The sequence below is a fragment of the Halomonas rhizosphaerae genome, from assembly GCF_030012485.1.
Taxonomy (GTDB): domain Bacteria; phylum Pseudomonadota; class Gammaproteobacteria; order Pseudomonadales; family Halomonadaceae; genus Halomonas; species Halomonas rhizosphaerae.
This window is the reverse complement of record NZ_JASCQQ010000009.1, coordinates 70,126-89,589: the sequence shown is the minus strand read 5'-3', so window position 1 is coordinate 89,589 and position 19,464 is coordinate 70,126. Positions and strand designations below refer to the sequence as shown.

22 protein-coding genes are annotated in these 19,464 nt (G+C 69.3%); 13 read left to right on the top strand and 9 right to left on the bottom strand.

All coding sequences use genetic code 11. The features are described from left to right. Positions 1-139: 139 nt before the first annotated feature. The 4 genes from QLQ86_RS04550 (at position 140) to QLQ86_RS04535 (ending at position 4,110) form a co-directional block, all read left to right on the top strand. Positions 140-610 (top strand): aminoacyl-tRNA deacylase, encoded by a 471-nt coding sequence (locus QLQ86_RS04550; protein ID WP_282816034.1) that lies wholly within the window; start codon positions 140-142, stop codon positions 608-610. Positions 611-742: 132 nt separating this feature from the next. After that, positions 743-1,150, top strand: a complete 408-nt coding sequence (locus QLQ86_RS04545; protein WP_282816033.1) for a glutaredoxin family protein — start codon at positions 743-745, stop codon at positions 1,148-1,150. Between the two features lie 88 nt (positions 1,151-1,238). Next, on the top strand, positions 1,239-3,002 hold the full coding sequence (locus QLQ86_RS04540; protein ID WP_282816127.1) for a chloride channel protein: 1,764 nt from the start codon (positions 1,239-1,241) through the stop codon (positions 3,000-3,002). Then, on the top strand, positions 2,989-4,110 hold the full coding sequence (locus QLQ86_RS04535) for an extracellular solute-binding protein (RefSeq protein ID WP_282816032.1): 1,122 nt from the start codon (positions 2,989-2,991) through the stop codon (positions 4,108-4,110). Before QLQ86_RS04540 ends, QLQ86_RS04535 begins: the two co-directional genes overlap by 14 nt. 15 nt (positions 4,111-4,125) lie before the next feature. On the opposite strand, the gene QLQ86_RS04530 is transcribed toward QLQ86_RS04535, so the two are convergent. Both QLQ86_RS04530 and QLQ86_RS04525 read right to left on the bottom strand, forming a co-directional pair. Further along, the gene (locus tag QLQ86_RS04530; RefSeq protein WP_282816031.1) at positions 4,126-4,560 is read right to left on the bottom strand and encodes a GFA family protein; all 435 of its coding nucleotides are present in this window, start codon (positions 4,558-4,560) and stop codon (positions 4,126-4,128) included. A 63-nt stretch (positions 4,561-4,623) separates the two neighbouring features. After that, positions 4,624-5,829 carry a methyltransferase gene (locus tag QLQ86_RS04525; RefSeq protein ID WP_282816030.1) on the bottom strand — a complete coding sequence of 402 codons (1,206 nt, stop codon included), beginning with the start codon at positions 5,827-5,829 and terminating at the stop codon, positions 4,624-4,626. Positions 5,830-5,968: 139 nt separating this feature from the next. On the opposite strand from QLQ86_RS04525, the gene QLQ86_RS04520 reads away from it, so the two are divergent. Continuing rightward, complete coding sequence (locus QLQ86_RS04520) at positions 5,969-6,835, top strand: SDR family oxidoreductase (protein WP_282816029.1); 867 nt, start codon at positions 5,969-5,971, stop codon at positions 6,833-6,835. A 133-nt stretch (positions 6,836-6,968) separates the two neighbouring features. Here QLQ86_RS04520 and QLQ86_RS04515 read toward each other — a convergent pair whose 3' ends face one another. Both QLQ86_RS04515 and QLQ86_RS04510 read right to left on the bottom strand, forming a co-directional pair. Beyond that, entirely contained in the window at positions 6,969-7,937 is a 969-nt protein-coding gene (locus tag QLQ86_RS04515; RefSeq protein ID WP_282816028.1) for a YbgA family protein, read from the bottom strand. Between the two features lie 124 nt (positions 7,938-8,061). Beyond that, complete coding sequence (locus tag QLQ86_RS04510; RefSeq protein ID WP_282816027.1) at positions 8,062-8,532, bottom strand: GFA family protein; 471 nt, start codon at positions 8,530-8,532, stop codon at positions 8,062-8,064. 230 nt (positions 8,533-8,762) lie between these two features. Here QLQ86_RS04510 and QLQ86_RS04505 point away from each other — a divergent pair, with 230 nt between their 5' ends. The 3 genes from QLQ86_RS04505 to QLQ86_RS04495 all read left to right on the top strand — a co-directional run bounded on the left by QLQ86_RS04505 (position 8,763) and on the right by QLQ86_RS04495 (position 14,031). Further along, positions 8,763-12,242: a putative bifunctional diguanylate cyclase/phosphodiesterase gene (locus tag QLQ86_RS04505; RefSeq protein WP_282816026.1), complete on the top strand. Its 3,480-nt coding sequence runs from the start codon at positions 8,763-8,765 to the stop codon at positions 12,240-12,242. 159 nt (positions 12,243-12,401) lie between these two features. After that, positions 12,402-13,433, top strand: a complete 1,032-nt coding sequence (locus QLQ86_RS04500; RefSeq protein ID WP_282816025.1) for a Spy/CpxP family protein refolding chaperone — start codon at positions 12,402-12,404, stop codon at positions 13,431-13,433. A 250-nt stretch (positions 13,434-13,683) separates the two neighbouring features. Next, on the top strand, positions 13,684-14,031 hold the full coding sequence (locus QLQ86_RS04495) for a putative quinol monooxygenase (protein ID WP_282736258.1): 348 nt from the start codon (positions 13,684-13,686) through the stop codon (positions 14,029-14,031). Positions 14,032-14,037: 6 nt separating this feature from the next. Here QLQ86_RS04495 and QLQ86_RS04490 read toward each other — a convergent pair whose 3' ends face one another. Further along, positions 14,038-14,766: an aspartate racemase/maleate isomerase family protein gene (locus QLQ86_RS04490; protein ID WP_282816024.1), complete on the bottom strand. Its 729-nt coding sequence runs from the start codon at positions 14,764-14,766 to the stop codon at positions 14,038-14,040. Positions 14,767-14,874: 108 nt separating this feature from the next. Further along, positions 14,875-15,156, bottom strand: a complete 282-nt coding sequence (locus tag QLQ86_RS04485) for a DUF503 domain-containing protein (RefSeq protein WP_282816023.1) — start codon at positions 15,154-15,156, stop codon at positions 14,875-14,877. A 138-nt stretch (positions 15,157-15,294) separates the two neighbouring features. On the opposite strand from QLQ86_RS04485, the gene QLQ86_RS04480 reads away from it, so the two are divergent. Then, a complete protein-coding gene (locus QLQ86_RS04480; RefSeq protein WP_282816022.1) occupies positions 15,295-15,960 on the top strand; it encodes a glutathione S-transferase family protein in 666 nt (221 codons plus the stop codon). A gap of 19 nt (positions 15,961-15,979) precedes the next feature. Here QLQ86_RS04480 and QLQ86_RS04475 read toward each other — a convergent pair whose 3' ends face one another. Further along, positions 15,980-16,921, bottom strand: a complete 942-nt coding sequence (locus QLQ86_RS04475; protein ID WP_282816021.1) for a pirin family protein — start codon at positions 16,919-16,921, stop codon at positions 15,980-15,982. A 156-nt stretch (positions 16,922-17,077) separates the two neighbouring features. On the opposite strand from QLQ86_RS04475, the gene QLQ86_RS04470 reads away from it, so the two are divergent. The 4 genes from QLQ86_RS04470 to QLQ86_RS04455 all read left to right on the top strand — a co-directional run bounded on the left by QLQ86_RS04470 (position 17,078) and on the right by QLQ86_RS04455 (position 18,529). Continuing rightward, positions 17,078-17,467, top strand: coding sequence for a gamma-glutamylcyclotransferase family protein (locus QLQ86_RS04470; protein WP_282736253.1), 390 nt, complete (start codon positions 17,078-17,080; stop codon positions 17,465-17,467). Between the two features lie 67 nt (positions 17,468-17,534). Beyond that, complete coding sequence (locus QLQ86_RS04465; protein ID WP_282736252.1) at positions 17,535-17,858, top strand: hypothetical protein; 324 nt, start codon at positions 17,535-17,537, stop codon at positions 17,856-17,858. Positions 17,859-17,966: 108 nt separating this feature from the next. Continuing rightward, positions 17,967-18,212 carry a type II toxin-antitoxin system CcdA family antitoxin gene (locus QLQ86_RS04460; RefSeq protein ID WP_282736251.1) on the top strand — a complete coding sequence of 82 codons (246 nt, stop codon included), beginning with the start codon at positions 17,967-17,969 and terminating at the stop codon, positions 18,210-18,212. Next, positions 18,212-18,529 carry a CcdB family protein gene (locus QLQ86_RS04455; protein WP_282736250.1) on the top strand — a complete coding sequence of 106 codons (318 nt, stop codon included), beginning with the start codon at positions 18,212-18,214 and terminating at the stop codon, positions 18,527-18,529. Before QLQ86_RS04460 ends, QLQ86_RS04455 begins: the two co-directional genes overlap by 1 nt. Before the next feature lie 29 nt (positions 18,530-18,558). Here the strand turns inward: QLQ86_RS04455 and QLQ86_RS04450 are convergent, their stop codons facing one another. After that, positions 18,559-19,011, bottom strand: a complete 453-nt coding sequence (locus QLQ86_RS04450; protein WP_282736249.1) for a hypothetical protein — start codon at positions 19,009-19,011, stop codon at positions 18,559-18,561. Positions 19,012-19,033: 22 nt separating this feature from the next. After that, positions 19,034-19,441 (bottom strand): PhzF family phenazine biosynthesis protein, encoded by a 408-nt coding sequence (locus tag QLQ86_RS04445; RefSeq protein WP_282736248.1) that lies wholly within the window; start codon positions 19,439-19,441, stop codon positions 19,034-19,036. Positions 19,442-19,464: the final 23 nt, after the last annotated feature.

Below are 19,464 nucleotides of genomic sequence, written 5' to 3'. Positions count from 1 at the left end.
GGTGCGGCGAGCCGCTGCCCTCCCTCGGGAACCCCGCCGCCGGGCGGGAACGGCTATGCTGAAGGCATGGAGCGCACCACCAACGCAAGGGAGGCAACCACTGTCGTTCACGGCCCCCGTGGCCGAAGGAGGAAGTGTCATGAGCATGCCCATGACGATACGGGAGTACCTCCGAGCCTGTGACATCGACTTCGAGGAGGTCCCCCACCCGCGCGAGGTGACGACCAGCCGCATCGCCCAGCAGGCCCATATCGCCGGCAACCAGCTGGCCAAGGCGGTCATGCTGCACGGCGACGCGGGTTATCGCCTGGCCGTGGTCCCCAGCACCTGCGACGCCGACCTCGAGCGGCTCTCGGCGCTCTTCCACGAGAAGGTCGAGCTCGCCTCGGAGGACGAGATCAGCGACTGCTTCAAGGACTGCGACCCCGGCGCCACCACCCCGGTGGGTCAGGCCTACGGCCTTCAGGTCTACATCGATGACCTGCTGCGCCACCAGCCCGACATCTACTTCGAGGCCGGTGACCACGAGACCCTGGTGCACATGAGCGGCAGCGAGTTCGACCGCCTGATGACCGCCAGCCCCCACGGCCAGATCAGCCGCCACCACTGAACAGCCCCCCGGAGGGGAGACGGGCCGCGACCGCGAGGATCGCGGCCCGTCGATGTTCTCGCAACCCGAGGCCACGACAGGCATCATGGGCGCCCCTGACCCATCCATCGTCCGCGAGGTTGATCACCGCCGATGAGAATCCTGATTCGTACCTTCTTCCGCGGCCTGCGCCTGGTGCTGGCGCCGGTCATGCTGGTCTCCGAGAAGCTCTCCACCCCCCAGGCCGTCGAGCGCAGTCCCGAGGCACAGGCCCGGGTCGACGAGGCGTGCCGTAACCTGGCGCTCTACCAGTTCCGGACCTGCCCGTTCTGCATCAAGGTGCGCAAGGAGATCGCCCGGCTGGGCCTGCAGATCGAGCTGCGCGATGCCCAGCTCGACCCCGACCACCGCCGCGCGCTTGCCGAGGGCGGCGGGCGGGTCAAGGTGCCCTGCCTGAAGATCGCCCACGACGACGGCCCGGACGAGTGGCTCTACGAGTCAGACGACATCAACGCCTGGCTGCATCGCCGCTTCGCCACGGCCGACGCCCAGGCCGCCTGACCCCGCCGCGCCCGAGAGGGCGCATCGGCGACGCCCGGCGGGCGGGACGGCACTTGCCCTGCGCCGGGTGGCCGCCTACACCTTGAAGATGGACACCCTTCCGGCACGCCCCGCTTCCGGTCGCGGTCCGCTGGCCGTCGTCCGCTTCCTGGGCCTGGTGCTCCTGGGGGCCCTCGTCGGCGCCGTCGCCGCCCTCGCCGCCGTGGCCTTCGTCAGCGCGGTGCTGGTGCTCAATGAGCTGCTGCTGATCTCGCCGCGCAGCCGCATGATGTTCGACCACCCCGGCCTGCTGCTGGCCGCCACGATCGCGGTGCCCGCGCTGGGTGGCCTGGTGGTCGGGCAGTTGCATCGCGCGATCCCCGAACGGCGCCCCCATGCGCCCGCCGATGTGATCGCCGCGGTACAGACCCGTCGCGGCCGGCTGCCGGCCCGGGCCGGGGGAGTCTCGGCGCTGAGCGCGCTGGTCTCGCTTGGCACAGGGGCCTCGGTGGGGCAGTACGGCCCCCTGGTGCACCTGGGCGCCACCCTGGGCTCGCTTGGCGCCCGGCTGCTGCGCCTGGGGCGCTCCGACGACAACATCACCATCGCATGCGGGGTGGCCGCGGCCATCGCCACCGCCTTCAATGCCCCCCTGGCGGGTATCGTCTTCGCCCACGAGGTGGTGCTGCGCCACTACGCGCTGCGCGCCTTCGCCCCGGTGGCAGCGGCGGCGCTCGTCGGCTACGTGATTGCCACCAGCGTGCTCGAGCGCGGCGCCCTCTTCCACGTCGCCGACACCGCCGTGCCTCGCCCCTGGGTGTTCGTGGCCTTCCTCGCCATCGGCGGCCTGGGGGCCCTGGTCGCAGGGGCCTACATGCACGCCATCCTCGGTGTCACGCGCCTGGCCGGCACCCTGCCGCTCGCCCCGCCGCTGCGCCCCGCCCTGGCCGGCGCCCTGCTGGGGATCACCGCCCTCTGGGTCCCTGACATCCTCGGCATGGGCCAGGAGACCCTGCGCTTCGCCACCATTGCCGGCGCCTTCGGCAGCGCCGAACTGCTGCTGGTGCTGGTGCTGAAGATCGCCGCCACGGGGCTCTGCCTGGGCATGGGCTTCAGCGGCGGGGTGTTCAGCCCGGCGCTGGTCATCGGCACCCTCTTCGGCGCCCTCTGCGGGAGCCTGGTCGGCCAAGTCAGCGGTGCGCCTCAGGAGACCTTCGTCTTCTATGCCGTCTGCGGCATGGTGGCGGTGACCTCGCCGGTGATCGGCGCGCCCCTGACCAGCCTGCTGATCGTCTTCGAGCTGACCGGCAGCTATGCACTGACCACCGCCGCCCTGGCCAGCGTGACCCTGGCCAGCCCCATCGCCGCCCAGCTCTTCGGCCGCTCGCTGTTCGACATCCAGCTCGAGCGCCGCGGCCTGGACCTCTCCGCCGGGCGCGGGCGAGCCGTGCTGCGCACCACCCCGGTGACCGAGTACCTGACCGACGACTGCGTGACCCTTCACCCGCGGACCCCGGTGGCCGAGGCGGTGACCGCCCTCTGCAGAGCCCGCCATGGCGAGGGCTACCTGGTCGATGGCCGGGGACGCTACCTGGGCTGCGTGGGCCTGGCCGACCTGGAGGCCGCGCGGGAGGCGGTGACGGGGCCGGCGCGGGTCGGCGAGGTGGCAACCCTGGCGCGACCGGTACTGCAGCCGGACACCTCGCTGTGGGACGCCATGGCCGAGCTGCAGGACGTCACCGGCGAGGCCCTGCCGGTGGTCGACCCCGCCGCGGATGACGCCTTCCGGGGGGTGGTCTTTGAATCGAGCATCGCCCGCGCCTACCTGGCCCACAGCGACGAACTGAGACGGGAGGAACATGGCACGGGGTGAGCGCAGCGGGTGGTTGGCGAGCGCACCGAAGTTGACGCTACTGGGGCTGGCGCTGTTCGCCGCCGTACCCGGACAGGCGGACGACGACACCCTCACCGTGCTGAGCTGGGGCGGGGCCTACGAGCGCGCCCAGCAGGCCGCCCTCTTCGCCCCCTACACCGCCGCCACGGGCACGCGCATCGAGGTGGGCCAGTACGACGGGGGGCTCGAAGGCCTCCGCCGCGCCATGGCCGAGGGGGAGGTGCCCTGGGACCTGATCGACATGACCCGCAGCGAGGCCATGGCCGCCTGTGCAGAGGGGATGCTCGAGCCGCTCTCGCCCGCGCTGCTGGCGCCGGCCCCGGACGGCACGCCGCCGGAGGAGGACTTCCTCCCGGATGCCTTCGGGCGCTGCGCCATCACCCACAGCATCTTCGCCACCGTGGTCGCCTACCGCCCCGATGCCTTCCCCGGCAAGCGCCCCGACAGCATCGCGGACCTGTTCGACCAGCAGCGCTTCCCCGGGCCCCGGGCGCTGCAGCGCACCCCGGCGGTCAATCTGGAATGGGCGCTGCTCTCCTATCGCGTGCCTCACGAGGAGCTCTACGGCCTGCTGAGCACCCGGCGCGGCCTGGACCTGGCGCTGGCGCGCCTCGACGAGTTGGAGGAGATCCGCTGGTGGGAGGCCGGCGACGCCCCGCCGCGGCTGCTGGCCGAGGGCGAGGTGGTGATGGCCTCGGGCTACAACGGCCGCTTCTTCGATGCCATGGTCAACCGCGGGGCACCCATCGAGATCCTCTGGGACGGCCAGGTCCAGGAGCACGAGACCTGGGCGATCCCCCGCGGCGCCCCGCATCCCGAGGCGGCCCGCGACTTCCTGCGCTTCGCCACCACCACCGAGCGCCTCGCCGACCTGGCGCGCCACATTCCCTATGGCCCGGCCCGTCGCTCGGCGGCGGTCCTTGTCACTACCCACCCCGACAGCGGCGTGGACATGCGCCTGCACATTCCCACCCATCCGCTGAATGCCGAACGCGCCCTGGCCAAGGACGAAGCGTGGTATGCCCGCACCCTGGGGCGCATCCACGACTACTTCCGGACCTGGCTGGCCAGGCGGGAGGAGGAGTGACGCCCTCCGATCACCTCACTCGTCGAGGGTCTCCCCCGTGCCGCCCATCTCGGCAGGCACGTCGCGCATCTTGGGCAGGCCATCGGCAATGCGCAGCACCGACTCCTGATAGTGGACATGCAGGGCCGGTTCGAAGGTCAGGTCGGGGAGGATCGCCGCATAGACATCGACCAGCCCCATACCGGGATGCTCGGTCAGCACATGCCCGCCGCAGCTTCGGCACCACTGGCGCAGGCTGGCCGGCGTCCTGTGGTAGCTGCCCAGCGTGTCGGCCCCCTGCACCACGTCCACCGCCGCCGGCTTCCACAGCGTGAAGGCGTTCACCGGGCCCGCCGACCAGTGGCGGCAGTCCTCGCAGTGGCAGTAGCCCATGGCCTCCGGCTCGCCGGACACCCTCAGCTGGACGGCACCGCAGAAGCAGGCGCCGTGATAGGTCTTGGCATCGCTCATTTCGCACCTCCCGGGCGGGTTCCTCCGAACAAGGGAAACAGCTGAAGTGTAGAAGCTCCCTCTCTAGCTCCGCGAGGCCCGCAGCAGCAGGTTGCGCGGCGTGAGACGCCGATCGCAGAAGGTGCCGAGCTCGACCCTGAAGCCCGCCTCCTCGAGGCGGCGCTGGCGGTCCAGCACCAGCCACACCTCCAGCGGGCGCCGGAAGAGGTGGCGGACCAGCTCCAGCCGGGTGACCTCGGCCTGGCGGCGCTGGCCTTCCTGCTCGAAGGCGCGCCAGTCGATGCCCGCCGGCAGGGCCAGCCCCTTGCGCTCGGCCGCCCAGCGGCAGAAGCCGGCGAAGCTCTCGGGCATCCGGCCATAGGCGAGGCTCGGCACCGGCAGGTAGGCATCCCGGCCCCGTACCTGGCGCTGCAGGGCATCGAAGCCCAGCCGCCAGGCATTGGCCCGCTCGCGATGGCGGCGCACGTAGCGCGGGGCGGTCACGGTCTCCTGCACCGCCATGGCCAGGTCCTCCCGGGAGAGCGACAAGCCATGGGCGACGGCCAGCTCGCGTCCCCGCCGCGAGAACGGCCGATAGTGCGCCCAGGCGGTGCGATGATAGCAGCAGGGCGCCAGGGTCACGGCGCTGCCCTGCTCGGCGGCCAGCTCGATCAGCCGCCCGTGCAGGTCACCGCAGGCATGCAGGGCCGCCACCTGGGTGTCCGCCGTGAGCCAGCGGGCGGCATCGGGTGCCAGCACGTCCTGCCGTGCCAGCTGCACCCGGGCCCCCTGTCGCTCGGCCAGCGCCTGACCGTCGTGGCAGAGCGCGGCCTGCCACTCCAGGCCGGTGACCTCGCGGTCGAGATGGCGGGACAGGGTGCGGGACAGGTGGCCCTTGCCCGCGCACCATTCCAGCAGCGAGGCCCTTGGCAGTGCAGCCATCCGGGGCACGAAGGCCGCGACCTGCTGCCACTTGCGCCCACCCATGTGCTCGGCCCACTGCGCCGACAGGCAGGGCCCTTCGCCGGGCAGTTCGGGGAGCTCGACCAGGGCCGCGAGCTCTGCCACCGGCAGGCGCTCGGCCAGGGGGGAGGCGGTGAAGGGGTCGGCCTGCAGCCGCACGCACTCGGCGTCATCGAGTGAGCGCAGGCTGTCGACGAGGTCGGGATGCGCCTCGGCCCAGGGAGGCCGGCGATGCTGGAACGGCATGGGCCGCCACAGCGGCTGCCACTCGGCCAGCAGCGCGGTCAACCGTGCGAAGCGCTCGGCATGGTAGGGGGAATCGGGCATGGCGTGTCAATCTCGGAACAGGGGCGCATTGTAGGGGCTTCGCGGCCGGCTTGCATGGCCGGGCCCCAGGCGACAGAGTGCAGGGTGCATCCTCCGAGCGTCCTCGAACCCGACCGCCCACCTGCCTGGAGCCCCGCCGATGCCCGCCTCTCCCGATGCCTCCCCCCGCAGCGTGCTGGTCACCGGCTGCTCCAGCGGTATCGGCCATGCCGCTGCCCATGCCCTGGCCGGACGCGGCTGGCGGGTCTTCGCCACTGCCCGACGCGAGACGGACCTGGCCAGGCTGCGCGACGCGGGCCTCGAGGCCGTGGCGCTGGACCTGGACGACAGCGCCTCGATCGACGCCTGCGTTGCGCAGGTGCTGGAAGCGACCGGCGGACGGCTCGATGCGCTGTTCAACAACGCCGCCTACGGCCAGCCCGGGGCCGTGGAGGATCTCGGCCGCGAGGTGCTGCGTGCCCAGCTGGAGACCAATCTGCTCGGCACGCATGAACTCACCTGCCGGGTGCTGCCGGCGATGCGCCGCCAGGGACACGGGCGCATCGTGCAGAACAGCTCGGTGCTGGGCCTGGCCGCCCTGCCCTATCGTGGCGCCTACGTCTGCTCCAAGTTCGCCCTGGAGGGGCTGACCGACACCCTGCGTCTGGAGCTGACCGGCAGCGGCATCCACGTCAGCCTGATCGAGCCGGGGCCCATCACCAGCCGCTTTCGCGAGAATGCCTACCGCGCCTTCAAGGCGCATATCGACACCGCCCACAGCGCCCATGCCGACACCTATCGCGCCGTCGAGGCGCGGCTCGCCGGCGACGACGGCGGCGGGCGCTTCACCCTCGGCGCCGAGGCGGTGGTCGACAAGCTGGTGCATGCCCTGGAGAGCTCGCGTCCCAGGGCGCGCTACTATGTGACCCTGCCGACCCACCTGTTCGGCACCCTGAGGCGCCTGCTCGGCACCCGGGCCCTGGATCGGGTGCTGCTGCGCTCGACCCGCGACGAGCGCCAGCCCTGAGGGCACGTCGAACTGTACGAACCCGGTAGCCAGCCACAGAAGTAACGACTTCCCCCTGGGAGCGCACGGTCCAGCGTTCCGGCTTGCGGCGCGATGGAGCTGGGTGCTCTTTGCCGGGGAGACCTTCGCCTCTTCAGATGGTATTGCGCAGCCCCAGCTCGTAGGGATGCGGGTCCAGGTAGGTCTGCTCGCGGACATAGTCAGAGCCGTGGCGCTTCACGTAGTGGTTGAGCAGGCGGATCGGCACCACCAGGTGCACGTGCCCCAGGCGATAGTCCTCGATGGCCGCCAGCAGGTCCTGGCGGGTCTCGCCGTCCACCGCCTCCCTGAGGTAGCCCAGCACGTGCATCAGCGCATTGGCGTGGGTCTTGCGGGTCGCCGGCCGGCCCAACGACGCCATGAAGCGCTGCAGGTAGTGGGCCATGGCCTCCTCCAGCGGGAGCTTGCTCGACTCGGCCAGGTAACGCCCCAGTTCGCGATAGGCCTCCACGTGATGGGCCATCAGCAGGTACTTCTGGCGGCTGTGGAACTGCAGCAGGGCATGATAGCTGGGGGCGGCCTCCACTCGACGCTTCCAGTCATCGAAGGCGTAGACCCGGGTGATGAAGTTCTCGCGCAGCACCGGGTCATTCATGCGCGCCTCTTCTTCCAGCGGCAGCTCCGGGAAGTGGCGGCGCAGGGCGCGCACGAAGGCGCCCGAGTCGGCATGGCTGGGCATGCCGTTGGGGTGGTAGACCTTGACCCGCTCCAGCCCGCAGCTCGGCGACCCCTTCATCAGGATGAACCCGCGCAGGTGGCGGTGGCTGGCGGCAAAATCCGCGCTGACCTCACCCAGCCGCTCGGTGACATCGAGGCCGGGATCCCGGGTTCCCTGCACGCGGGGCTCCTCGCCCTGTAGCCCGACCAGCCGGATGGGATCGCGGGGCACGCCGAGACCGGCCTCGAGCTCGGGGCAGAAGGGCTCGAAGGCGAAGCGGTCCTGGAGGACCTCCAGGCAGTAGCGGGAACGCTTGTGCCCGCCGTTGTAGCGCACCTGCTCGCCCATCAGGCAGGCGCTGATACCCACCGGAATCAAGTCACCGCTGGCCGCCTGATCCGCCATTGCCGCTCGCCTCCTCTCAGACATGCATCCCTCGCCGTGCATCGCTTGCCGGGTGCTCCCCCCGGCACACCCAATCGGGCAGCGCCATTGTGGCACAGCCGTAGCGTAGTGCCAGTCCCGGCGACTAGCGTTCCAGGCCCAGGCGCCGGTGCCACTCGGCGAGGCTCTCCTCGGGATAGCCGGCGAAGCACCTGTCGTTGTCGTGAGCCTCGACCTCGACCCAGGTGGCCTTGCTGTCGAGCAGCAGGTGGACCCGCTCGGGCGGGACCGGCAACTCGCTGTCGATCGCCGAGGCGAAGGGATGCACCAGCTCGGGCCAGCCGGGGTCGAAGACCCACAGCGCGCTGGCACAGCGACCGCAGAAGTGGCGCTCGCCCGGGCTCTCCTCGCCGTCGATCACGGCATGGTTGACCCGCATATGCTCGGCGCCCACTACCTCGAGGGTCTCGGCGCGGGCCCCCAGGTTGATGGCGTAGCCGCCACCGCCGGCGGTCTTGCGGCAGATCGAGCAGTAACAGCGCTGATAGGGATAGGGGTGGGGTGAGTCGACGCGAAAGTGCACCGCGCCGCAGTGGCAGGAACCTTCGAGCAGCATGACGATACCTCGCTTGAGAACACGGGCATGTGGGCCATCGGCCTCCGGCAGGACCGGGCACGCCCGGTGAGCGTCGAAGGGTAGGCCCCTGGTTGACGGTTCACCCGAGGCGTGGCGGGGAGGATGCTTGCCAAGCCGGACCCAGCCCCTCAGGATGACCATCCTGACCGATTGGTGCAACGCAGTAGCGGCAGCGAATGACACGATAACGCCAGGACAGGGACGACCGCATGGACCTGAACAACCGCGACCTCGCCCTGCAGGCGATCCTGCTGATCCTGCTGGCCGGCAGCCTGCTGATGGGCCTTGGCGGCCTGCTGCTCGACCTCTTTCCGCGGTTCCCCATGCCGCCGCAGCTGGACATCAGTCTGGACGGCTCGCTCGCCATCCTGATGATCGGGGGCGGACTGACCGGCGTGGTGCGCGGCAACCGCTGCTGCCGGGTCGCGGCGTTGCTGGGCATGTTGGCCCTCGGCGGCTACAGCCTGGGGCACAACCTCCTGGCGGGAGCCGAGGACGACGGCCTCTCCTGGCTGACCGGCCGGCGACGGCTGCACACGACCCCGGCACTGCTGACCCTCCTGGTGGCGCTGTGCTGCGCGGTAGGGATCGCAAGTGAGTGGCGGCGTCGCGTCTGGCGCACGGCCGGCGGACTGGCCCTGGTGCTCGGCCTGCTGGGGGTGGCGGCCCTGCTGGGCCCCGGCACGCCCCCCCTGCTCGCCTGGCTGGCCCACGACTTCACTATGCTGGGGGCCCTGTTCAGCGTAGTGCTGGGGGCCGGCATGCTGATCATCGCCGACCACCGCAGCCGTCCCATCCTGGCCCTGCCACGCCACGCCGTCACCGTCGGCGTGACCGGCGTCGTCCTGAGCATGGCCCTGTGGCTGCTGGGCAGCTGGACCCAGCACAACGAGCAGCTGGCCAGCGCCGAGAAGCTGGCCGGCAACCTGGCGATGAACCTCGAGGAGGTCACCCGCTCGCGAGCCGAGCTCATCCAGCGCATGGCCAAGCGCTGGCAGGCGGCCGGCGGCCTGCCCGAGACGCAGGTCCGCGAGGAGGAGGCGCGCAACTACTTCAAGGACGAGGCAAGCCTGCAGGCCCTGGCGTTCCTCGACGGCGAGAAGCAGTCGCTGTGGCGCCGCGGCCGGCACCCCGGAGCCCTGCTGTGGCTGATGGACCGGCTGGTGGAGCCGGAGACCCTGGCCTGGCTGCGCGAGGTCGAGCGCCAGGGCAGCGAGATGGCCTGGCGCTTCCCCGACCCCGCACGGCCTCGGATGGTGACACTGGCCGTGCGCGCCAGCGGCAACAGCGACCAGCTGATGCTGGCGGTCCTCGACCTCGACGTGCTGATCCACGAGACGATGCGTCGCAACACCGGCGACTTCCGGGTCACCATCGCCGGCGCCGGGCAGCCAATCAGCGTGCTGCCGCCCCCGTCGCCGAACGATGGCTGGTACGCCCTGGCCACCGCCCAGGCACGACTGTCCGAGGGTCCCCGGCTGACCCTGACCACGGCCGCCACACCCCCGCTGTTCGCCTCGCTGCATGGCATCCTGCCCCTCGGGGCAGGTCTGGTAGGGCTCCTGCTCACCTACCAGCTGATCATCGGCCGCTCGCTGGTGGCAATCCGCGACGAGCAGGCCCGCGCCCTGAGCACCAGCGAACAGCGCTTCCGGTCGCTGTTCACACAGCACCCGGATGCGGTGTTCGCCATGGACCGCCGCGGGACCTATCGCAGCCTGAACCCCATGACCCAGGCCATCATCGGGATGGGGGAGCGCGACTGGCGAGGCCTGACCTTCCGGGACATCGTGCACGAGGACTCGACGTCTTCCATCGACCTGCAGCGCGTGGAGGCCGGCTTCCAGACGGCCGCCAGCGGCCGGCCGCACAGCCTGACCATGCGCTACCACCGCCAGGACGCCCCGCCCCAGGACCTGGAGGTGACCTTCCTGCCGATCCTGGTGAACGGGCAGGTCGACGGCGTCTTCGGGATCGCCAAGAACATCAGCGAGCGCATTGCCGCCGCCGAGCGCCAGCGCATCCTGGAACGCAGCCTGGAGGCCAGCAGCAACGCCGTGGTCATCACCGACGCCCGGCAGCCGGGCCACCCGGCGGTCTACGTCAACCCCGCCTTCACCCGCATCACCGGCTACCTGGCCCGGGACGTACTGGGCCACTCGCCACGCTTCCTGGGAGGACCGGACACCGACGACCGGGATGTCGCGCAGATCCGCGCCGCGCTGGCCGAGGGTCGCACCCTCTCGATCACGTTGCGTGCCCACCGCCGCGACGGCTCGCCGTTCTGGAATCAGGTCTTCCTATCGCCGGTTCATGATGACGACGGCGTGGTGACCCACTTCGTGGCCATCATGAACGACATCTCCGAGCGCAAGGAGCAGGAGAACCAGCTGGCCTACCAGGCCACCCACGACGCCCTCACGGGGCTCGCCAATCGCGCCCTGTTCGGCGACCGCCTGGTCCACGACGTCGCCCTGGCCCGGCGCCATGCGCAGATCCTGGCGGTGCTGTTCATCGACCTGGACGAGTTCAAGCCGATCAACGACACCCTGGGTCACAAGGTGGGTGACCAGTTGCTGATCAGTGTCGCCCGGCGCCTGGCCACGGGACTGCGCGTCAGCGACACCCTGGCCCGCTTCGGCGGCGACGAGTTCGTGCTGCTGCTGCCGGACCTCGACCATCCCGGCGAGGCCGAGGAGGTGGCCGAACGCCTGCTGCTTCAGCTGAGCCGCCCCCACAAGGTCAACGGCCACGAGCTGCATATCTCGGCGAGCATCGGTATCGCCCTCAACGACGAACCCCGGCAGGACCCCGAGAAGCTCCTGCAGCATGCCGACATGGCCATGTACAAGGCCAAGCAGCAGGGGCGCAACGCCTTCCAGTGCTATACCGGCGATCTGGACAGCAAGCTCTCCCTGCGGGTGATGCTGCGCAACGAGTTGCAGGAGGCCATCGATCACGACCAGCTGGTGCTGCACTATCAGCCGCTGCTCGATGCCGCCGGTCGCGTCGACGGTCTGGAGGCGCTGGTGCGCTGGCGCCACCCCGTCAAGGGGTTCATCTCCCCCGCCGACTTCATCCCGCTCTCCGAGGAGACTGGCCAGATCATTCCGCTGAGCCGCTGGGTGATGGCGCAGGCCTGCCGCGACGCCCGAACCCTTGTCGACCAGGGGCTGCTCGCGGGACGCATGGCCGTCAATCTCTCGCCGATGCAGTTCCACCGGCCGAGCTTCCTGGCCACCCTGAGGGGGGTCCTGGACGAGACCGGCCTGCCGGCCTCGCATCTGGAGCTGGAGCTCACGGAGGGCATCCTGATGCGCGATACCGAGGGCGCCATCGACATCCTCAATGCCCTGAACGGCATGGGTATCAGCACCGCCATCGACGACTTCGGCACCGGCTTCTCGAGCCTGGGCTACCTGCGCACGCTGCCCATCGACAAGATCAAGATCGACCGGACCTTCGTCAAGCACGTGACCGAAAGCGACAAGGATGCCGCCATCTGCCAGGGGGTCATCACCCTGGCCCGCGAGCTCGACCTGAGGGTGGTAGCCGAGGGGATCGAGACCCACGACCAGCACGACTACCTGAGGCATCACGGCTGCGAGGTCTTCCAGGGCTACCTGTTCGCCCGGCCGATGCCCCTGGATGCGCTGGTCGAGTGGCTGGAGGCACGTCCGCGGCCGTGAGGGGCATCGCGCTGTTTCACACGCCTCGGGGTTGATTGATGCCGGTCAAGGGGGAACGCCCCTGGCGGACTATGCTGGAGGACAGGTCACCACCGCGGACTCGGCGCCACGGTGATCAGGCATAACGCGCCAGCAATGTGAATCCACAGGAGATGCCTCATGAACCTTCGCAAGCAGTCGCTCGCCATCGGACTGGCCATGGCCGTGGGGACAGGCGCCAGCGGCACCGCCCTCGCCCAGGGGATGATGGACAACGACCAGGACGGCCAGGGCTATGGCCAAGGCCAGGGCCAGATGGGTCCCGGCATGATGGGACCGGGCTACGGTCAGGGCCAAGGCCAGATGGGTCCCGGCATGATGGGACCGGGCTACGGTCAGGGCCAGGGCCAGATGGGCCCCGGCATGATGGGTCCGGGCTACGGTCAGGGTCAGGGCCAGATGGGCCCCGGCATGATGGGTCCGGGCTACGGTCAGGGTCAGGGCCAGATGGGCCCCGGCATGATGGGGCCGGGCTACGGTCAGGGTCAGGGCCAGATGGGCCCCGGCATGATGGGTCCGGGCTATGGTCAGGGCCAGGGCCAGATGGGCCCCGGCATGATGGGACCGGGCTATGGTCAGGGTCAGGGCCAGATGGGCCCCGGCATGATGGGGCCGGGCTATGGTCAGGGTCAGGGCCGGATAGGCCCCGGCATGATGATGGGTCCGGGCTATGGTCAGGGTCAGGGCCAGATGGGCCCCGGCATGATGGGGCCGGGCTACGGTCAGGGTCAGGGCCAGATGGGCCCCGGCATGATGATGGGACCGGGCTATGGTCAGGGTCAGGGCCAGATGGGCCCCGGCATGATGATGGGTCCGGGCCAGATGGGACCCGGCATGATGGGATTCGGACAGGGGGGCTTGTATCAGCTGTTCGATGAGGAGCAGCGCAGCGCCGCACGCGAACTGATGCAGGAACAGCGTCCCGCCCGGGTCGAACGCATGAACCGGATGATGGAGTTGCGCGAGGAGATGTTCAGCTTGATGCAACAGGAGCGCCCCGATCCCGACGAGGTGCAGACGCTGCATACCCGCATGGCCGAGTTGCAGGGCGAGATGATGGCCGATCAGCTGCGCCTGCATCACCAGATGCAGGACCTGCTCACCGACGAGCAGCGTCAGCAGCTGCGGGAGGCCATGCCCTACCGCCGGTAACGCCCAGTCCGAGGCGACAGCCGGCCGTGAATGCGCCGTCGTGAAAGGGAGCCGGGGGCGCGCTCGGGTATCACGAGCCAACTGGCCGCTTTCCGCCGGGAACGGCAGGAGAGCGGCGAGCCCCGAAGGACAGGCCGCTGATCAAGGGGCCTGAGCCCGCCAGGATTCATGACACGGCATCGGGAATGCGATGGTGGCGATGGACGCTTGTTGGTATCGTCTGCGCGCCAATCATCCACCCGGAGTCACCATGTCACAGAAGATCTACTGCATCGCCAGCTTCAAGCCCAAGCCCGGCCGGGAGGCTGCCGTCTTCGAGGCACTGCAGGCCCTCGAGCCGAATGCCCACCGCGAGGACGCCTGCCTGCAGTACACCGTGACTCGCCACATCGACAACCCCTTTGCCCAGGGTACCGGCTATCCCATCGTCTTCCACGAGATCTGGGCCAACCGAGCGGCCTTCGAGGCGCACTGCCAGCGTCGTGAGATACGTGAGTTCTTTGCCCGCCAGGTCGAGGACCCGAACGGCGACATCGAGGATGCCAACGTCTGCGTCTATAGCGACGAACCGGCTGATTTCGACGCTCCCGCGCTATGAAGGGCGTCAGCTCGCGGCGAGAGGGCCGAGCAACCTCTCGGACTGGCTTGCACCGCCTAGCCGCTTCAGCCCGGCCCACAGGGTCACCTGGTTGGCGGTGAGCACCACGCGGCCGGCCTCGCGGCTCAGGGCCTCGCGCAGGAACAGCGAGTTGACCGCCGTATCGGGCACCAGCAGCGGCCGCGAGGCGTCGGGGTAGCGGGCGCAGAAGCGACACACCTCAGCCAGGATGTCGGCGCGGTGGGAATCGGCAGCATAGGGGCAGTCCAGTGTCTTGTCGTTGACCACGCTGACGCCTCCCTCACGCAGGAAGCTCACCAGCCGCAGGGTCACCTCGTCCGGATAGGGGCTGAGCAGGTCCACCCGGGTGTGGCCGAGGGCGGCCAGCGCTTCATGGAAGGCCAGCGCCGTGCTGGTAACCGGCACGCCCAGCCGGGACGCCAGGGCCGCACTCTGTTCCCTGGCCCAATCGAGCCCGCCGATGAAGCTGGCGCTGGTGCAGGCCCATACCACGGCCTTGGCACCGCTCTCCTCCACCAGGGTCCGGCCCACCGGCGCCAGCCGCTCCACCTCGCCGAGCGCCAGCAACGCCGTCAGCGCATGGTGGCCGTCGCTCGCCACCTTGCCCACCTGGATCCGCGGCAGCCCGCTTACCTCGTCGCCGAGGGTATACCACTCGTAGTCATCCGGTCCGTCGTCGGGCAGCAGGATGCCCAGGCAGGATTCTGGCGACATGCGATGACCTCCCGGTCTGGCTGTTGACGTTGCACAACTGGTCAAGCCTAGGCTATCGCAGTTCCCCCAGCGCCTGGCAATGCCCCTTAAGGCTCACGGCGGTCACGCTCAGAGGAACTCACGTGTGGCCTCCAGTACCCGGCCGTCGACCGTGCGCTGCAGCTTGTCCTCGATCTCGCTGCACAGCGACTCCACGTCCCGCGAGGTGGAGCCCACCACCACGAAGGTCCACTCGCTGGCCTCGTGGCGGTCAAGGTCGCCGCTCTCGCAGACCGCAATCGACGGATGGCGTCCGAATCGCTCGTGCAGGCCGCCCATGCGCTGGCGCTTCTCCTTCAGCGAGCGGCACCCCGGCAGGGCGATCCTGAGGGTGAGGACGGCGATATGCATAAAGGACTCCTCTGGCCTGCAGGGGCATCTTCCCGGGGAGACGCCTGGCACACCGGGCGTCTACCCAGACTGAGGGCAGCATAGTAGTCTTTTCCCGTCGCCGGCCCCGACGGGGGGACGATCACGCCAGGAGACCCCATGATCCGCCTCCATCACTGTGTCAGCGCCCGCTCCTTCCGCCCCCTCTGGATGCTCGAGGAACTGGGGTTGCCCTATGAGCTGATCCTGCACGACTTCCCGCCGCGGGTGCACGACGAGGCCTTCCTGGCGATCAATCCGCTGGGCACCGTGCCCGCCTTCCTGGACGGCGAGGTGTGCATGACCGAGTCGGCGGCCATCTGCCAGTATCTCGCCGCCCGCCATCCCGAGGCCGGCCTGGACGTGACCTGCCAGGATCCCGCCTATGGCGACTACCTCAACTTCCTGCACTTCGGCGAGGCGACCCTGACCTTCCCGCAGACCCTGGTGCTGCGCTACGGCCAGTTCGAGCCCCCGGAGCGCCGCCTGCCCCAAGTGGTGGAGGACTACAGCCGGTGGTTCCTGTCCCGGCTGCGGACCCTGGAGCCCCGGCTCGCGACACGGCGCTGGCTCTGTGCCGAGCGCTTCACCGCCGCCGACGTCTCGGTGGGCTACGCCCTGCTGCTGGCCAGCCACCTGGGGCTGGAGGAACGCTTCAAGCCGAATGTGCGCGACTACTGGGCGCGCCTCCAGGCACGCGAGGCCTTCCGGCGTACCCTGGAGGCCCAGCATGACGCCGCCGTGGCCCAGGGCGTCTCGCCGACGGCGGCCATGGCTCTCCGCTGACCGGTAAGCCACCGGCAGGCTAGACCTTCCAGGGAATCGGCGGCGGCATCAGCCGCTCGCCGTCATACTCGGGGACGCTGCCGAAGCGCTCGCCGCCGGCTTCCCATTCGCGCTGGGCCTCGGCGATCTCGGCCCTGCTGTGGCCGACGAAGTTCCACCAGATCACCACCTCCTCGCCGAGCGGTTCGCCACCCAGCAGCAGCGCCCTGGCGCCCGTCGGCAGCGTCAGCTCCAGCGTCTCCCGTCCACGCCCCAGGTAGGCCAGCTCGTCGGCGGCGAACGTCTCGCCGTCCAGCGTCACCTCCCCTTCCAATGGCAGCACGGCATATTCGAACGCGTGGCGCAGCCCCAATCGCAGGGTGGCCGCCGCCTCGGCGGCGAGGTCCAGCCCCACCAGCGGCGAGAAGGACAGCGTGGGGGCCCGGCGCCCGGCGAACTCCCCGACCAGCAGGGTCAAGGCCACGCCCTGGTCACGCCACACCGGCAACTCGGGGTAATGGTCGAAGCGCGGCGTCGTGTGACGCTGGGCGAAGGGCAGCGCGATCCACAGCTGGGCGGCATGCAGTTGCGGATCCTCCAGCAACGACTCCTCGGTATGGCTGATGCCGCGCCCCGCCGTCATCAGGTTGACCTGCCCCGGGCGGATCACCTGCTCGCTACCCAGGCTGTCGCGATGCAGCACACGCCCCGCGATCATCCAGGTAAAGGTCTGCAGGCCGATATGCGGATGCGGCCCCACGCGCATGCCGCGGCTTTCGCCCTTGAACACCACCGGCCCAGCGTGGTCGAGGAAGCACCAGCCGCCCACCAGGCGCCGTTGCCGCGACGGCAGTACCCGGTGGATCGGGATGCCGCCGACCTCGGCGCGGCGCGATGACACATGCTGCAGTTCTCGCCGCCCCTCGACCACGGGGCAGTCCAGCGAGGATGACGGGGTCGCATCCTTGATCATGTTGCTCATGGGAAGGTCCTCCGGGCCCAGCGACGACGCTGATGGCAGTATGGCACTGGCATGCCCGGGACGCCCCGGGCGAACAACGGCGACGGCATGGCATCGAGCCAGGGGCCGAGGGTATCCTCCCGACAGGCACATGACAGCATTCCGGAGCCGGCCCGCATGCACACTCCCGCCCTCGCCATCACCCGCACGCCCCTGGTCGCCGTCTACGGCACCCTGAAGCGCGGGCTGCGCAACCACCACTGGCTGGAAGGCGCCCACTTCCTGGGGGCGGACGTCCTCACCTCGGCGACCCTCTACGACCTCGGGCCCTATCCCGCGGCCAAGCCCGAGGCCTCGCGGGGCATCGAGGTGGAGGTGTTCGAGGTCAGCGCTCGGCTGCTGGCCGGGCTGGATCGGCTCGAGGACTATCGGGTGCGGACGCCGAAGCATGGCGACTACGAGCGCGTCATCCAGGCCACCGCCTTCGGCCCCGCCTGGCTCTACCTCTACAACCGCGAGGTGGCCGGCTGCCCGGTGATCCGCGAAGGGGCCTGGCGGCCCCGATAGTCCTGCGGCTGTGGTATAAACGCGGACGCTAAGGAACCCCACCCGGAATGTCACCAAGGAGACGGCCATGGTCCGCTTCATGCTCTACCTCGCCGCGCTGGCCGGCCTGGCCTATGGCGGGCTCTACTTCTACTACGACGTGGAGGTCAAGCGCGCCCTCGACCAGCGCCTCGACGACCTCGGCCTCACCGCCGTGGAGGTCAGGCGCGTCGACTTCGCGCCCATGGCGCCCCTGGCCAGCGACAGCCGTGTCAGCGCCGAGGTGACCTACGGCGGCGCCGAGGCGAGCCTCGACATCCGCGTCATCGGCCATCCGGTGTTCTCCGACGAGACCCGCCTGGAGCTCGACAGCCTGCAGGCCCTGCGGCTGACCCTCGGCTCCGGCGGCTGATACGGCAGCTCTCGGCCCGACCGACGCCCGCTGCGTGGGACTCCCTTGTTGTGAAGCATTAGTGCGCATACGCTATACGCATATCCCTTCGCAACGGGAGACTGCACCATGTCGCCACTCTTCGATGTCACAGCACCCAAGAAACCCACCAATGTCAGCATCAACAGCGACCTGCTCCAACGCGCGAGGCGCCTGGGGATCAACCTCTCTGCCACCTTCGAGAGCGCACTGACCGAGCGGGTGCGTACCGCGCAGCAGGAGCAGTGGCGGCGGGAAAATGTAGCTGCCATCCGAGCCTACAATCGCACCGTGGAGGAGCACGGCACCTTCGGTGATGGCGAACGGCAGTTCTGATGGCCCAGTTCAACGCCTACGAAAACAGAAACCCGGCCTCGCGCGAACGCTATCCCTACCTGCTTGATATCCAGAGCGACCTGCTCGAAGAGCTATGCACGACTGTTGTCGTACCACTCTGCCCTGCCACTCAAGCCGAAAGCGTGCGAATGACCTACCTGAATCCCATCATCGAGATCGATGGTGAACGCTACATCGCCTTGACGCAGGAACTCGCCGGAATTGAAAGGAAGCGTCTCGGCAGAGCCGTGCATGACCTTGGCATGAATCGCGACCGGATCATGGCCGCTATCGACTTCCTGATGACCGGCATCTGATTCAACCTGCGGCCACCTATTATGGCGGCCTACCGATCCAGCCCCAGATACTTGATCCGGCGATACAGCGCCAGAAGAGTCCCACCGCCAAGCATCATGCCAAGGCCCGCCGCCACCACGAAAAGGGCGTCGTAGGCGACGGCGCCTGCAGCCGAGTAGGCCGCCACCAGCATGCCGACGTGGCGCACCACCAGGGTGAAACCGATCAGGAAGGTGCCGGCACGCACCAGGTCGTCATCCTTGACCCGCCCTGCCTCCTCTACCTCACCATGCAGCTTGCCAGCCAGCCGGCCGGCGAAGCACCAGAGCAGCACCCCGCCCACCATCGGCACCGCCACCGTGGCAACCAGCACCGGCAGCAGTTCACCGTACCAGCGCTCGCCGACATTTGGGCCGAGCAGCGCCGGCAGCAACGAGAACAGCGTGTTCAGGAAGAGATAGAGACCCAGCAGCCGGATCAGCAGGATGGAGAAGGGCTTCATGGGGCCTCCGGTAATTAGGCAGTCAGCCTGGCAGGTGCAACGTTCCTCTTCCCACGATCACTGCCTGTCCCGCAATGCGGATCGCAAGGTCGTCTTCGGTGCGCTCAACCTCGGCAAGGATGCGGCTTGGGCGACCCATCTCGATACCCTGTTCGATCCGCCAGTGCCATCGACCAACTCCCTTCTTCTGCGCCAGATGCCCCGTCAGGGCCGCGGCAGCACTGCCGGTCGCCGGGTCTTCGCGCACACCACCCTGGGTGGACAACATCCTGGCTCTCACGATTTCTGTTGCATCAGCCTGATTACCGGCCACATAGAGATAGATCTGATCCTGGCCGCTGGGTGACACCCATTCCGTCCAGGCACTCGGCGATGGCCGTGCCCTCTCGAGGGCTTCCAACGAATCGAGCTCGACCAGGTGATAGGGCACCCCGCAGGAGGCAAGCACCGGCT

Bases quoted from the DNA above. Each gene is read 5' to 3' on its own strand.
- QLQ86_RS04510 (WP_282816027.1), bottom strand. From the start codon at position 8,532: ATGCTGCTCGAAGGTTCCTGCCACTGCGGCGCGGTGCACTTTCGCGTC.
- QLQ86_RS04530 (WP_282816031.1), bottom strand. From the start codon at position 4,560: ATGAGCGATGCCAAGACCTATCACGGCGCCTGCTTCTGCGGTGCCGTC.
- QLQ86_RS04545 (WP_282816033.1), top strand. From the start codon at position 743: ATGAGAATCCTGATTCGTACCTTCTTCCGCGGCCTGCGCCTGGTGCTG.
- QLQ86_RS04480 (WP_282816022.1), top strand. From the start codon at position 15,295: ATGATCCGCCTCCATCACTGTGTCAGCGCCCGCTCCTTCCGCCCCCTC.
- QLQ86_RS04540 (WP_282816127.1), top strand. From the start codon at position 1,239: ATGGACACCCTTCCGGCACGCCCCGCTTCCGGTCGCGGTCCGCTGGCC.
- QLQ86_RS04465 (WP_282736252.1), top strand. From the start codon at position 17,535: ATGGTCCGCTTCATGCTCTACCTCGCCGCGCTGGCCGGCCTGGCCTAT.
- QLQ86_RS04520 (WP_282816029.1), top strand. From the start codon at position 5,969: ATGCCCGCCTCTCCCGATGCCTCCCCCCGCAGCGTGCTGGTCACCGGC.
- QLQ86_RS04495 (WP_282736258.1), top strand. From the start codon at position 13,684: ATGTCACAGAAGATCTACTGCATCGCCAGCTTCAAGCCCAAGCCCGGC.
- QLQ86_RS04460 (WP_282736251.1), top strand. From the start codon at position 17,967: ATGTCGCCACTCTTCGATGTCACAGCACCCAAGAAACCCACCAATGTC.
- QLQ86_RS04500 (WP_282816025.1), top strand. From the start codon at position 12,402: ATGAACCTTCGCAAGCAGTCGCTCGCCATCGGACTGGCCATGGCCGTG.
- QLQ86_RS04455 (WP_282736250.1), top strand. From the start codon at position 18,212: ATGGCCCAGTTCAACGCCTACGAAAACAGAAACCCGGCCTCGCGCGAA.
- QLQ86_RS04535 (WP_282816032.1), top strand. From the start codon at position 2,989: ATGGCACGGGGTGAGCGCAGCGGGTGGTTGGCGAGCGCACCGAAGTTG.
- QLQ86_RS04470 (WP_282736253.1), top strand. From the start codon at position 17,078: ATGCACACTCCCGCCCTCGCCATCACCCGCACGCCCCTGGTCGCCGTC.
- QLQ86_RS04475 (WP_282816021.1), bottom strand. From the start codon at position 16,921: ATGAGCAACATGATCAAGGATGCGACCCCGTCATCCTCGCTGGACTGC.
- QLQ86_RS04485 (WP_282816023.1), bottom strand. From the start codon at position 15,156: ATGCATATCGCCGTCCTCACCCTCAGGATCGCCCTGCCGGGGTGCCGC.
- QLQ86_RS04450 (WP_282736249.1), bottom strand. From the start codon at position 19,011: ATGAAGCCCTTCTCCATCCTGCTGATCCGGCTGCTGGGTCTCTATCTC.
- QLQ86_RS04515 (WP_282816028.1), bottom strand. From the start codon at position 7,937: ATGGCGGATCAGGCGGCCAGCGGTGACTTGATTCCGGTGGGTATCAGC.
- QLQ86_RS04525 (WP_282816030.1), bottom strand. From the start codon at position 5,829: ATGCCCGATTCCCCCTACCATGCCGAGCGCTTCGCACGGTTGACCGCG.
- QLQ86_RS04550 (WP_282816034.1), top strand. From the start codon at position 140: ATGAGCATGCCCATGACGATACGGGAGTACCTCCGAGCCTGTGACATC.
- QLQ86_RS04505 (WP_282816026.1), top strand. From the start codon at position 8,763: ATGGACCTGAACAACCGCGACCTCGCCCTGCAGGCGATCCTGCTGATC.
- QLQ86_RS04490 (WP_282816024.1), bottom strand. From the start codon at position 14,766: ATGTCGCCAGAATCCTGCCTGGGCATCCTGCTGCCCGACGACGGACCG.